Source organism: Pigmentiphaga aceris, from assembly GCF_008119665.1.
In the GTDB taxonomy this organism is placed as follows: Bacteria; Pseudomonadota; Gammaproteobacteria; order Burkholderiales; family Burkholderiaceae_B; genus Pigmentiphaga; species Pigmentiphaga aceris.
The window spans coordinates 6,137,866-6,151,601 of the sequence record NZ_CP043046.1; the positions used below are offsets into that span (position 1 = coordinate 6,137,866).

At 62.6% G+C, this 13,736-nt stretch carries 11 protein-coding genes; 10 read left to right on the forward strand and 1 reads right to left on the reverse strand.

Annotated features, from left to right (window positions below; genetic code table 11):
- Window positions 1–200 precede the first annotated feature (200 nt).
- From FXN63_RS26535 to FXN63_RS26580, 10 genes are all read left to right on the forward strand, one after another.
- Window positions 201–1,253, forward strand: coding sequence for a TRAP transporter substrate-binding protein (locus FXN63_RS26535; protein ID WP_148818703.1), 1,053 nt, complete (start codon window positions 201–203; stop codon window positions 1,251–1,253).
- An 85-nt stretch (window positions 1,254–1,338) separates the two neighbouring features.
- On the forward strand, window positions 1,339–1,977 hold the full coding sequence (locus FXN63_RS26540; protein WP_148818705.1) for a TRAP transporter small permease subunit: 639 nt from the start codon (window positions 1,339–1,341) through the stop codon (window positions 1,975–1,977).
- The gene (locus FXN63_RS26545; protein WP_148818708.1) at window positions 1,974–3,257 is read left to right on the forward strand and encodes a TRAP transporter large permease; all 1,284 of its coding nucleotides are present in this window, start codon (window positions 1,974–1,976) and stop codon (window positions 3,255–3,257) included. The genes FXN63_RS26540 and FXN63_RS26545 overlap by 4 nt, the downstream gene beginning before the upstream one ends.
- A 112-nt stretch (window positions 3,258–3,369) precedes the next feature.
- Entirely contained in the window at window positions 3,370–4,056 is a 687-nt protein-coding gene (locus FXN63_RS26550) for a DUF2848 domain-containing protein (RefSeq protein WP_148818710.1), read from the forward strand.
- 49 nt (window positions 4,057–4,105) lie between these two features.
- Complete coding sequence (locus FXN63_RS26555) at window positions 4,106–5,401, forward strand: amidase (protein ID WP_148818713.1); 1,296 nt, start codon at window positions 4,106–4,108, stop codon at window positions 5,399–5,401.
- A gap of 259 nt (window positions 5,402–5,660) precedes the next feature.
- Window positions 5,661–6,356, forward strand: coding sequence for a hydrolase (locus tag FXN63_RS26560; RefSeq protein ID WP_148818715.1), 696 nt, complete (start codon window positions 5,661–5,663; stop codon window positions 6,354–6,356).
- A gap of 141 nt (window positions 6,357–6,497) precedes the next feature.
- Window positions 6,498–7,409, forward strand: a complete 912-nt coding sequence (locus FXN63_RS26565; RefSeq protein ID WP_148818717.1) for an alpha/beta hydrolase — start codon at window positions 6,498–6,500, stop codon at window positions 7,407–7,409.
- Complete coding sequence (locus FXN63_RS26570) at window positions 7,366–10,644, forward strand: sensor histidine kinase (protein WP_148818719.1); 3,279 nt, start codon at window positions 7,366–7,368, stop codon at window positions 10,642–10,644. Before FXN63_RS26565 ends, FXN63_RS26570 begins: the two co-directional genes overlap by 44 nt.
- Before the next feature lie 67 nt (window positions 10,645–10,711).
- Window positions 10,712–11,332 carry a response regulator transcription factor gene (locus tag FXN63_RS26575; protein WP_246164980.1) on the forward strand — a complete coding sequence of 207 codons (621 nt, stop codon included), beginning with the start codon at window positions 10,712–10,714 and terminating at the stop codon, window positions 11,330–11,332.
- A 137-nt stretch (window positions 11,333–11,469) separates the two neighbouring features.
- On the forward strand, window positions 11,470–12,051 hold the full coding sequence (locus FXN63_RS26580) for a helix-turn-helix domain-containing protein (RefSeq protein WP_187395044.1): 582 nt from the start codon (window positions 11,470–11,472) through the stop codon (window positions 12,049–12,051).
- Between the two features lie 85 nt (window positions 12,052–12,136).
- Here the strand turns inward: FXN63_RS26580 and FXN63_RS26585 are convergent, their stop codons facing one another.
- Window positions 12,137–13,366, reverse strand: coding sequence for an acyl-CoA dehydrogenase family protein (locus tag FXN63_RS26585; protein ID WP_148818722.1), 1,230 nt, complete (start codon window positions 13,364–13,366; stop codon window positions 12,137–12,139).
- Window positions 13,367–13,736 lie beyond the last annotated feature (370 nt).

Below are 13,736 nucleotides of genomic sequence, written 5' to 3' on the forward strand. Positions count from 1 at the left end.
TCACGCCCTCTCCCGACCACGTCATCGTACTCCTTGCGTGGCATGAAATTCGCATGGGCTAGTGTTAACACCATTGTGAAATTTCACGTAAGCATCACAATGGTGCGCAGGCGGCTCAACGTGCGCCAGTGTGGGTATGCGTGACCGATGTTGGTGCGGGCGCGTACGGGCTCAACGAATCTTCTCCCTTGGATGTTTTCATGCAAAAGCGTTTTCTTCTCTCCGTCGTCATGGTCGCCGGTGCCATGCTGGGCACGGCTGCCCATGCCCAGGACCTGCCCAAGACGAATCTGAAGATCGTCGGCGGTCTGAGCAACCTCAGCGCCTACCAGGAATACGAAGTGCCGTTCTGGACCAAGACGGTTCCCGAACTGTCCAAGGGCCAGATCACGGCCGACATCAAGGGGTTCAACGAAATGGGTCTGAAAGGCCCGGAATTGCTGCGCTTGATGACTCAGGGCGTGGTGCCCTTCGGCACCGCCACCATGTCGTACTTCGCCAGCGACAACCCGGTCAATGAAGCCATCGATCTGGCCGGTCTGGCACCCGATGCCGCCACCGCGCGCAAGATCACCGACGCCTTCATGCCCACCTACACCCAGTTCTACGCGGGCACCGCCAACGTCAAGCTGCTCGGCATCTCGACTTACCCGGCGCAGGTGCTGTTCTGCAATGCCGACATCACCGGTCTGGAAAGCATCAAAGGCAAGAAGGTCCGTACCAGCAGCCGTACCCAGGCTGAGTTCATTGAAGCCCTGGGCGGCACCAGCGTGACCATGGCCTTTGGTGAAGTCGTGCCCGCCATGCAGAACAAAGTGGTCGATTGCGCCATCACCGGCTCGCTGTCGGGCTACTCGGCCAAGTGGTACGAAGTCGCCACCCACCTGTATGCGCTGCCGATCAACTGGAACCAGCAGATCCACGCAGTCAGCAACAAGGTCTGGACTGGCCTGGACCCGAAGGTGCAGACCTTTGTCCAGACCAACATCAAGACCATGATCGATTCGATCTGGGACGCCGCTGCCAAGCAGACCCAGCAAGGTTATGACTGCAACACCGGCGCTGCGGCGTGCACGCTGGCGGTCAAGGGCAAGATGAAGCTGGTCACCCCGACCGATGCCGACCGCGCACTGCTGAAGAAGGTACTGAACGAACAAGTGCTGCCGAAGTGGGCATCGCGCACCCGTGACACCTACGTCACCGCGTGGAACAAGGACGTGGGCTCGACCCTGGGTCTGACGGCCGTTAAGTAAGCAGTACGTCCCCGACGTACCTCCGCCCCCGGGCCGGCACGCTGTGTTGCCGGCCGGGGGCATCGTCACTACGAGCATTCCCATCATGCCAACCGAGAAATTCCTCGTCTTCGGCCGCCTCCTGCGGGCCGCCGAAGGCATGTCGCGTGCAGCGGTCTGGGCCGGCGGTCTGCTGACCATCGCCAGCGTCCTGCTCATCTCCTACGACGTGATCGTGCGCAAGCTGTTCTCGATCACCGTCGGCGGTGCCGACGAACTGTCGAGCTACGCCTTTGCGATCAGCACCTCCTGGGCGCTGGCCTTCGCCACGCTGCAGCGCGCCAACGTGCGCGTCGACGTCATCTACCAGATGCTGCCGGTGCGCGTGTCCGCCGTGATCGACTGGGTCTGCCTGGTGTCGCTCGGTGTCTTCATGGCCTACCTCACCTGGTATGCCTACGACGTGGTTGCCATGTCCTGGATCCAGGGTTCGCGCTCCAACACCACCATGGGCACGCCGCTGTGGATTCCGCAGGGCTTGTGGTTCGTTGGTCTGGTGTGGATGTGCATCGTGCTCGCACTGATGCTGTGCCGCGCGTCCGTCGCGCTCGTCAGCGGCGACATCGAGACCCTGAAGGCGATCTGCGGTGTCCGCAGCAGCCAGGAAGAAGCCGCAGAAGAAGCGGCAGCCGGTGAACGCATGGTTCACGGCGATGCCAATCAACGCAAGGGAGCCGCCACATGATTCCGGTGACCATCGTCTTGTTGCTGGTGCTCATCGGCATCAGCATTCCCGTCGGCGCCGCACTCGGCCTGCTCGGGCTCATCCTTGATCCGCTGTACTCCATGCTGCCGCTGTCCAGCGCCATGGGCGAACTGTCCTGGAGCACCAACAACGAGTTCCTGCTGGTGGCGATTCCGCTCTTCATCATGCTTGGTGAAGTGCTGCTGCGTGCCGGTTTCGCCGAACGCATGTACGCCGCAATGAGCCTGTGGCTGTCGTGGCTGCCGGGCGGTCTGATGCATGCCAACATCGGTGCATCGACGCTGTTCTCGGCGACCTCGGGATCGAGCGTGGCCACCGCCGCCACGGTCGGTACCGTCGCCATTCCGCAGATCCGCAAATACGGCTACAACGAACCGCTGTTCCTGGGCAGCCTGGCTGCGGGCGGCACGCTCGGCATCCTGATTCCGCCGTCGATCAACCTGGTGATCTATGGCGTGCTGACGAATTCGTCGGTGCCCAAGCTGTATCTGGCCGGCATCATCCCCGGCTTTGCCATGGCAGCGCTCTTCATGCTGACCATCGTGATCGCCTGCATGTTCAAGCCGTCCTGGGGTGGCAAGACCATCAAGGCGAGCTGGGGGCAGCGCATGGCCAGCCTGGTCGACCTCGCGCCGCCGATGGGCATTTTCCTGCTGGTGGTGGGCTCGATCTATGCCGGCCTGGCCACGCCTACCGAGGCGGCCGCATTGGGGGTGTTCGGCGCTTTCCTGCTGGCTGCGTGGTTCAAGCGCCTGTCGTGGAAGATGCTGGGCGAAGTGATCGAAGGCACGATGCGCTCGACTGCGATGATCATGCTGATCGTCATCGCCGCTGCCTTCCTGAACTTCATCATGGCAGCCACTGGTCTGACCGATGCGCTCACCTCATCGATCCAGGGCCTGGGTCTGTCGCCCGGCTGGATGCTGCTGATCATCATCGTGTTCTACCTGGTGCTCGGCTGCTTCATGGAAACGCTGTCGATGATGATCACAACGATTCCGATCGTCGCGCCGATCATGCTGGCACTGGGTTACGACCCGATCTGGCTCGGCATTCTGATCATCGTGCTGGTGGAAGCCGCGCTGATCACCCCGCCCGTAGGCCTGAACCTGTTCGTGGTGCAAAGCCTGCGCAAGAGCGGGTCCATGAACGCCGTGATCATCGGTGCCCTCCCCTTCGTCGCGGCCATGTTCGTGATGCTGGCCTTGCTCGCTTTCTTCCCCGACATCGCGTTGTGGTTGCCGCGCGTGTTCGGCTGATCGCGTTACTGCCGTTGCCCGATTGACGCCTCCCCCTTAACGCTTCCTTTGTTTCGCACGTGGTCTGCATGATGCCGGCCACGTGTCTCCTCATTCGTGTTGGACATATGCCATGAAAGCTGAATTCACCCTGATCACCGACACCGGTTCGCAAGCCCTGGTCGCCGACATCTCGCAACTCGTCGTCGCCGGTTGGGCCGGCCGCGATCGCGCTGCCATCGACCATCACATCGAAGAGCTTGCCGCCATCGGCGTGCCGCGCCCCAGCAGCGTGCCGCTGTACTACCGCATCGGCCACAACCAGCTGACCCAGGAAGAAAACCTGCAAGTGCTGGGTGGCGATTCTTCTGGCGAAGTCGAAACCTTTGTGTTCGCCGTGAATGGCGAATTGTTCGTCAGCATCTCGTCGGACCACACCGATCGCAAGCTGGAATCGGTCAGCGTGGCCTTCTCCAAACAAGCGTGCATCAAACCGGTTGGCCGCGACGCCTGGCGTCATGCCGACGTGGCCGAATACTGGGACGAACTGGTGGTGCGCGCCTGGATCGAAGAGAATGGCGAACGTGTGCTGTACCAGGAAGGCACGCTGGACTCCCTGCAGAACCCGCTGGACCTGATTGCCGGCTACGTGGGCGGCGCAGGCACCTTGCCTGACGGTACCGGCATGACCTGCGGCACCATGGGAGCCATCGGCGGCATTCGTCCTTCCGCCGTGTTCGACATGGAATTGTTCGACCCGCGTCGCAAGCGCAGCATCCGTCACCGCTACGTGACCGATTCGTTGCCCGTCATTGCTTGATCGTTCTTAACCACCGTTTTTTCTGCCCCTTTTTTTCTGACGGAAAAAGATGACTACCAGCTCCACCCAGCGACTCGACGCGGCTTTGTCGGCCATCGAGCAGGCCGGCGACGAAGGCCGCCGCATTTTCACGCGTGTCTATGTCGACACGGCCCGCGCGGCGGCGCGCGCAGCCGATGAACGTGCGGCCAGCGGGCTGTCGCTGGGGCCGCTGGACGGTCGCATCGTCGCCGTGAAGGACCTGTTCGACGTGGCGGGTGAACCCACCACCGCGGGCTCGGCCTTGCTGCGCGATGCGGCACCGGCCACGCAGGATGCACCGGTCGTGCGTCGTCTGCGCGCGGGTGGTGCGGTGATCATCGGCAAGACCAACATGACTGAATTTGCGTTCTCGGGCGTGGGCCTGAATCCGCATTACGGCACGCCTGGCAATGCCCACGACTTGCTGCGCATTCCGGGCGGATCATCCTCGGGTGCAGGCGTATCGGTGGCGCGTGGCATGGCGGAAATCGCCATCGGGTCGGATACCGGTGGGTCGATCCGCATTCCGTCCGCGCTGAACGGCCTGGTCGGCTTCAAACCCAGCCTGTCGCGCGTGCCGCGTGAAGGTGCCTATCCGCTGTCGTTCACGCTCGACTGCCTGGGTCCGCTGGTGCAAAGCGTGGCTGACGCCGTGGCCACCGACAGCGTGCTGGCCGGCATCGATCACGTGCCGGTGGAAGCGCGCAGCGTGCGTGGTCTGCGTCTGGCTGTGCCGCGCGGTCTGTTGTTCACGCAGGTGGAAACCGAGGTCTCAGACGCTTTCGAACAAGCCGTCGCCGCACTGACTGAAGCTGGCGCGCGCGTCAGCGATGAATCGCTCGACAGCTTGCTGGGTGCTCCCTTCCAGTTGCAGGAAAAAGGCACGCTGATCGCAGCCGAAGCCGCGCACATCCACCGCGAGGCCGTGGTGCAACGCCCCGAGGCGTATGACCCGATCGTGCTGGGCCGCATCCGTCGTGGTCAGACGCTGGACGCCGCCACCTACGTGGGCATTCAGCAGGCGCGCAATGCACTGCTTGGCGAGCTTGATCGGGCACTGGCCGACTTCGATGCGCTGGTGCTGCCCACGGTGGCATTCCTGGCTCCGTTGATCGCCGATGTGCAGAACGAAACCGACTTCATGCGTGTGAACGCATTGGTCCTGCGCAATACCTCGGTGTTCAACTTCTACGACCTGCCCGCGCTGTCCCTGCCCTTGCCGCGCGACGGCAAACTGCCGGTCGGGCTGATGGTGGTCGGCCGTCGCAATGCCGACCGCGACCTGCTGGCCATCGGAGCGGCGATCGAGGCCTTGCTGGGCTGATTGCAGGGCTTGATTGCAAGCTTGAGTCGCAAGCTTGAATCGCAAGAAAGATCGGAAGGGGTAAATCGACCTGCCTGGCGAACACCAGGCGGGTCTTTGCAGACGATCAGGGATCCATCCAAGAAACGCAGGCACGTCCTAGGCGACGCGCGCGTACTGCGCCACAGTTCGGACCAAACCGGACTGGCGCAGAAATCTGCGATCTCCGGGCACACGCAATACGCGACGGTGCCCGCTTACCCCCAAGGACCCGATCATCATGAATCCGAATCCCAAGCTCGACGTACTGACTCCGCACAACTCGCAGCTGATCATCATCGATCACCAGCCGCAGATGGCATTCGGCGTGCAGTCGATCGACCGCCAGGTCTTGAAGAACAACACCGTGGCGCTGGCCAAGTCTGCCAAGGTTTTCGACATTCCGACGCTGATCACCACCGTCGAGACCGAGAGCTTCTCGGGCCACACCTACCCCGAACTGCTGAACGTGTTCCCGGACCACAAGATCCTGGAACGCAGCTCGATGAACTCGTGGGATGACCAGAAAGTGCGCGACGGCTTGAAGGCCAACGGCCGCAAGAAGGTCGTGGTTGCCGGCCTCTGGACCGAGGTCTGCAACAACAGCTTCGCCCTGTGCGCCATGGCCGAAGGCGACTACGAAATCTACATGGTGGCCGATGCCTCTGGCGGCACCAGCAAGGAAGCCCACGACTACGCCATGCAGCGCATGATCCAGGCTGGCGTGGTGCCGGTGACCTGGCAACAAGTCATGCTGGAATGGCAACGTGACTGGGCCAACAAGGGCACCTACAACGCCGTGATGGACATCGTGCGCGAACACTCCGGTGCCTACGGCATGGGCGTGGACTACGCCTACACCATGGTGCACAAGTCGCCTGCCCGCCTGCCGGGCAACCACGAAACCCTGGCACCGGTTCCCGCACCGATCCGCTAAGCCGCGGGCGTCTTGTCTGATCAAAGACTCGTCTGATTAAAGGCTGGCGTCTTGTCCAGTCAAGTCGCTTGGTGTTCCGTTCGCGCGGGACGCCAGGTCATCGGACAGCCCGCATGACGCAACGACTGCGGGAATGCCGGCATGCATAGAACGGTTGTGTTCATCCATGACGCCTGGTTGAGTCCAGGCGTCTGGCGTCACTTTGCAGACCGCTTTGCGGCCTGTGGATACACGTGGATGGCACCGGCATGGCCAGGCATTGAGACCTCAGCGCCCGAGCACAAACACCCGGATCATATTGCGACCCGTCAGCCTCCCGCAGGGCTGGTGGAACTTGGTATGGACGGGCTGCTTGCGCACTACGCCTTCCTGATTCGCACGCTGGTAGAACCACCCGTGTTGGTCGGGCACGGCGTGGGTGGTCTGCTGGTTCAACTGCTGATCGATCGTGGCTTGGGCGCAGTCGGTATTGCGATTGCGCCTACCCCGCCAAGCGGTGTGCTGCCCGGGTGGTCTGCGCTGCGCCGCATCGCACCGCTGTGGTCGAGCTGGTCAAGTCGGTTGTGCATGCGTGTCATGCACCGGACGATGAAGACGTCGCCTGCTGCATCCGCATCAACAGGCGTTGCTCGGCATCCCGCCGTTCCCGCTTCATTTTCTCCTTCCTTCTGCCCTGCCATACCGCTCACGCGCGCTCGTTTCGACCACGATGTGGCGCAGACGCTGCCCCTTGAGCAACGCCAGCAGGCTTTTGACGATTGGGTCGTCCCTGCGTCGGGCCGATTGCTCTGGCAGACCCTGCTGGGGATCGGCTGCAAGGTAGACTTCGGCAACGATTGCCGCGCGCCCCTGCTCTTCATCGCAGGTGAACAGGATCGCAGCGTGCAGGCGTCCACGGTGGCTGCAAGCTTCCGCCAGCATCGCCGCTCGGTCGCCGTCAGCGCCATGCGCCTGTACGCAGGCCGTAGCCACCTTCTTATCACTGAGCCAGGCTGGGAAGAAATCGCCGATGCCTGTATCGACTGGGCCAACCAACAACTGGGCGGGTTCTGAGGCCACGGGAGCGCGCCGCGCCACGTGGCGTCGCCGGCTGCTTGCCTGTGCATCGGCGCTGCTGATGCTGACGGCCGGCAGCATCGCCGCGCGCGATCTTGACGAGCTTGAGCATCGCCGCTGGAGCGGCAGCGATGGCGGTCCCAGCCAGGTCGGTGCATTGGCACAGACCGCAGACGGTTATCTGTGGCTCGGCACCAATGACTCCCTGTTCCGCTTCGACGGCCTGCGCTTCGTGCGTTACGCCACGCCCGATGGCAAGGCGCCGGGCATCGTGTCCAGCCTGCTGACCGTGGATGATCGGCTGTGGGTGGGCCTGCGGGCGGGTGGCATCAACGTCATCTCACGCGACGCCATGCAGCGTCATGTGACTGGTGCAAAGCCAGGTGCAGGTTCAGATTCAGATGTCATTGCAGGTCTGCCTGCCGGGGCCATCTACGGCATGGCGCGGGATCGGGACGGCACCGTCTGGGCAGCAGCCGATGACGGCTTGGCAGGCTTCGATGGCACCCGCTGGCAACGCATGGCTGGCGCGCAGAATTTTCCCGGAAAACATGCGCGCGCCGTCTTCGTCGACCGTGACGGGATATTGTGGGCTGCCAATGAAAGCCAGCTGTTCTATCGCCCGCCCGGCACTGCGTCATTCATCGATGCTGGGATGAATATCGACTGGGCAAGCCATATCGCACAGGCCCCTGATGGTGCCATATGGATCAGCGAACGATATGGGACAGATCTGCATCGGGTAATGCTTGTTGATGGCAAGATCAGTCGTGCCACGCATGCCATTGCCAGCAGTGCGAACGGCTTGCTGTTCGACCGCCGGGGTGCCTTGTGGATAAGTACACTCGGCAATGGCCTGCTGTATGTGGGAGATCCGGCGGCGGACAAGCTAGCTGTGGACAACCCAGACGTCGATTTGCCCAGCGACCCATCCAGCAATCCGTCGAGCACCACGCCCCACCTGCCCACCCCCCGCACCTTCACCGTGCGCGAAGGTCTCAGCGGCAATCATCTCTGGCCCTTGCTGGAAGACCGCGAGGGCAATGTGTGGGTGGGCAGCAATGCTGGTATCGATCGTTTCCATCCTCGGGAACTGATGCCTGGCGGGTTTCCTGCGGACGCGCTGAACGTGGCCTTGGTCGCGGGTGATGACGGCAGTCTGTGGGCCGGCACCAGCAATCGTCCCGCGATGCGCATGGTGGGCGATCGCATCGACACCATGCAGATGCCTGCACCGGTCACCAGTGCCATGCGTGATGCCGACGGCAGCATCTGGATGGCCGGGCCGGCTGGCATCTGGCAAACGCAGGGGGATCGTCAGGTGCGCGTAGCGGGGCTGCCAGCTGCTGCCACGCCGGGTTCATCGGTACGTGCGATGGCGCGCGACCACCAAGGTGGCCTGTGGGTATCGATCAACCGGCTTGGCCTGTTCGAACTGCGCGACGGCATCTGGCGTGCCATGCCGCCGCCTTCTATGCGCGGTAGCCAGATCATGCCGGTTGCGGCCTCTGCCGACGCGCAAGGACGCCTGTGGTTCGGTTATCGCGACAACCTGCTGGTAATGCGTGATGCGCAGGGCGAACGTCGCTGGGGCGACGCAGACGGCATGCGCATCGGGCACATCACCGCCATCACGCACCAGGGCACGCGTACCTGGGTGGGCGGGCAGCACGGGGCGGGTTATATCGAAGACGACCGGTTTCATCCACTGCCCTTGCCCGACAACGATCTGTTCGACAACATCTACGCGATCATCGCTGTGCCTGGCACAGCAGCGGCGTCACAGGAAACTGCGTCACGTACAACTGCTTCACGTAAAACTGCATCACCTGAACCCGCGTCAGACGGGGCTGCTTCGACGTCAACCTCCGACACGAGCACTGCAGCCCGCAACGACGCTCCTGAACTCTGGATTCACGCGAAGGCAGGGATATTCCAGCTGTCCGCCATCGAGATTGCGCAGGTGTTTGCCGACAGCCGCCATACCATCCGTTATCGCGCGCATGACCTGATGGGCGGGCTGGCCAACGATCCCTATCAGGTACTGCCCTTGCCGACGGCCGTGCGTGCCGATGACGGTCGCATCTGGTTTTCCACCAGCAACGGGGTGGTCTGGCTTGACCCGGCGCAGCAGCCCGTGAGCAAGGACATGGTGCCGCAGGTGACCATCGAATCGGTCAGCGCCGATGGCGAACTGCTGCCCGCTGCGGCATCGGGCGCGCCCTTGCTGCTGGCGACCGACACCAAGCGTCTGATGTTCGACTACACGGCGCTCAGCCTGTCGGCACCAGAAAGCCTGAGTTTTCGTTATCGCCTGGATGGCTACGACACCACCTGGCAGGACGTCGGCCGCCAGCGGCAAGCCGTCTACACCGGCCTGAACGCGGGCAACTACCGGTTCCGTGTGATTGCCGTCAATGGTGATGGCGTGCCAAGCGAACAAGAGGCCACCACCGCGTTCACGATCCCGCCGGTCTTCTACCGACGTCCGCTGTTCTATGTGCCGGCGGCTGCGCTGGTGGTGTTCATGTTGTGGCTGTTGTATCGCGTGAAGCTGCGGCGATCTGCCGACGCCTTGCGTGTCCGCCTGGAAGCCCGCCATCACGAGCGCGAACGGATCGCACGCGAGCTGCACGACACCTTGCTGCAGGGCGTACAAGGCGTGATGCTGCACTTCCAGGCCGTCGTGAACATGTTGCCGCCAAACCTGCAAGCGCGACAACGCATGGAAGATGCGCTCGACCGGGCCGACATCGTGCTCAGCGAAGGCCGTGATCGGGTACGTGATTTGCGAAGCCCTGTGCGCGGCCCTGCGGCGCTGGATGACGCGCTGCAAGCCCTGGGTGCCCAACTGGCCCAGAACAGCACCACGGCCTTTTCCTTGGCTGTACGGGGTGATCCGATATTGCTGCACCCTGTGGTGTGCGACGAGGCGTATCGCATCGGGCACGAGGCGCTCGTCAATGCCTTTGCCCATGCACAGGCCAGGCAGGTTGTGGTCGAGATCGACTATGGAACGATGATGTTCACGCTTGGTATTCGGGACGATGGTCGTGGCATCGACGCCCGCTATCTGACCCCCTACGGTCGACCGGACCACTGGGGGCTGCGAGGCATGCACGAGCGCGCGCGCGAGTCGGGCGGAACACTGCAGATAAGCAGCCAGCCCGACGCAGGCAGCGACGTCCGGCTGCGGGTGAAGGCGACGCTGGCTTATCGTTCGCAGGCATGATCAAGACCGCGCCGAATAAAAGAAATAACCCATGCATCAATCAACACAGGACCGCATGACTCAGGATATGCCCCTCATTCGCGTGCTGGTGGTCGACGACCACCCGCTGCTGCGTGAAGGTATCAAGGCCGTGCTGGCTGGCTCCCACGACATTCAGGTGGTTGGCGAAGCCGGCAATGGTCATGAAGCCATCGCCGCCTATCGGCTGCTTCAGCCCGACGTGACCCTGATGGATCTGCAGCTGCCCGAGCTCGATGGCATGGAAGCCATCCGAGCCATCCGTGCCGACTTCCCCCAGGCGTGCATTGCCATTCTCACCACCTACCGTGGGGATGTCCGCGCCCTGCATGCGATCCGCGCCGGTGCCCAGGCCTATCTGCTGAAAAGCACACTGCGCAAGGAACTGACCGAGGTGATTCGCGCGCTGGCGGCCGGCGAGCGCCATATTCCGCCCGAGATCGCGGCCGATGTTGCCCGTGCACTGGGGCGGGAAGCGCTGAGTGCGCGTGAGGTCGAAGTCCTGCAGTGCGTGGCGCAAGGCCAGGCAAACAAGCAGATAGGCACGCAGCTGGGGCTGTCGGAAGATACGATCAAGGGACACGTGCGCAGCATCATGGACAAGCTGGGTGCAAACAATCGCACCCATGCAGTCAGCATTGGTATCGAGCGCGGCATCATTACATTTTGAGGTCAAGGCAGCGCACTTTAGTGTGGCCGCCACCTCCCTCTTTCGGGGCTATCCAGTACGACGCCAGCCGCGCATCATGCCGGCTTGCCGCCAACGTTTGCTACGCGTCCACCGGCTGATTTTCCGAGGACAGATCGATGCACACTATCCCTCGTTGTCAGACCCCGATCATGGATGGATGCCACCGTTCGTCGGCCTGCTCAGCCGCCACGATTGCCGCCGTCTCCCTGTTGCTCAGCGATGCCGAAGCCAGCCTGTCATCGGACAGCGACTCTGCATGCCGGCACTTGATCCGCGCCATCGACCTGTTGCATCAAGCCCATGACGGCCTGCCCCCTGCCGGGCGTGGCCCGGGCGGGCTGGCCCGCTGGCAGATCAAGCGGCTGAACGACTACATCGACACGCATCTGGACACGCGCATCCGCACCGAGGAACTGGCGGCGCTGCTGCAACTCAGCCCTGGCCATTTCTCGCACGCCTTCAAGCAGGCAATGGGCGTGCCACCGCTTGCGCATGTGGCACGCCGACGCATCCAGGCTGCGCGTGAAATGATGCTGTCCACCGATGAGCCGCTGATCCGCATCGCACATTTGCACGGCTTTTGCGATCAATCGCATTTCACCCGTATCTTCCGGCGTGAGACAGGCATTGCACCCCAGGCATGGCGCAAGATTCGCGCGGGTCATGCGGTCGAGTCAGGCGCTGTGATGCACGCCTGAGTCCGTTGGCATCTGCGTGAACGCAAGTCGGGCCTTCCTGTTTATGGAATGATCTCCGCGCGGCTTGCGGCACGTGTCTACTGCTTCAGAAAACGCGACCTTCTTTCAGGTGTGTGGTCACCCCGTTCAAGTGGTAGTCGCCGATCACCCGTGCTTTGTGCAGCAGCGGGTTGTGGCTGAAAATGGTGCGCAGGTTTCGCCAATGGCGATCGAAATTGTGGGTGGTAGATGTCGCCGATGCACCGCCCGCTTCGAACAGGCGTTCGGCAGCCTGCAGTGCAAGCTTGCTCACGATCAATTGCGTCTGCGCGGTGGCCAGCGCGCCTTCCAGCACCCGTTCTTCTGCATCCGCGTGCCCAGCCGCAATCGCCACCGCCGAGCGATCCAGCGTGCGCGCATTCTGCTCCACCAGCGCATCGATGGCATGCGCATAGGACGCCAGATCACCAATCACCTGGTGGATGAACACATCATCGCGCGGGGAGTCGACCCCGCTGTGCGCAGCAGGACGACCATGGTGTCGCACATACGACAGCGCATCGGCCAACACGTTGTGGACAATGCCAGACGCCGTGGCTACCAGGTGAAGCTGGCGCAGCGCGCCGTTGTGGCGGCCCGGCAGGTTCTCGTATTCACGCGGGACGACTTCATCGTCGTAGACCTCGACTTCGTCCAGCAGCAGGCTGCCGCTGGCGGTCAGGCGTTGGCCCATGCCGTTCCAGTCATCGATGATGCGCACCCCCTGGCGTGACACCGGAATGATCACGATCACGTAGTCGCCGGCCTCGTTGAGCATGTTGATGCGCGCGTAGTCGGAGAACGCCGTGCCCGTCGAATAGAACTTGCGCCCGCTGACCACGAAGTGATCACCCTGACGACGCAACACGGTCTGGAATTCACCCGGCTTGGCGGTTTCCCGCTCGGTCGATGCACCCCCGAATATCGCGCCATCAAGCACACGTCGCACCTGGACGGCCGTGAATGGGGTTGGCCGCTGCAGGGCCAGTGCTTCGGTCAGGTCGTAGTGCAGGCGCAGCGCGTGGGCCACGTTGGAGTCCGCCGCTGCCAGCGTCACGATCACATGGAACACGTCCACCAACGACCCGCCCGGGCCACCTTGTTCAACCGGAATACGCAGCGCACCCAGGCCCGATTCACGAAACTTGGCAAAGGCATCGAACGGCAGGTCGTGCAGGCGTTCGCGGTCTGCTGCGCCGATGGCGATCTGCTGCGCCAACACCGGCAGGCGCGCGAGCAATTGCTCGCGTGTGGGATACGGTTGCGGTGCAAGCGGTGCTTGGGCCAGGGCGCTCATGGACGTTCCTTGATGACAAGAAAAAAGAGGCGAACGCCCTGCACGCCATCGACGCATTGGCGTCATCCACGGGGTCATCTGGAAGTTAAGCGAGGGCCATTCAGCAAGGCGCACTCTATCGGCTGCGACCGCTTGGACCTAAGACCGATTGGCTGTTTGAAAAGAGATGAGCGGCATAACTGCCAGCACCGGCTTGTCTGGTTCATCTAGGACTTTTCGAAGCCGATGCTCGCTGATCCATTGTTAGAAGTATTTTTTTCCTATCTAAGCCATGTTCTTGAAATCAGATTCCAAGCAGCGAATGATTCACGTGAAACATTGAGAGCAATTTGCGGGTGCCCGCGCCTAGCATGGATGCATGCCCCCATCG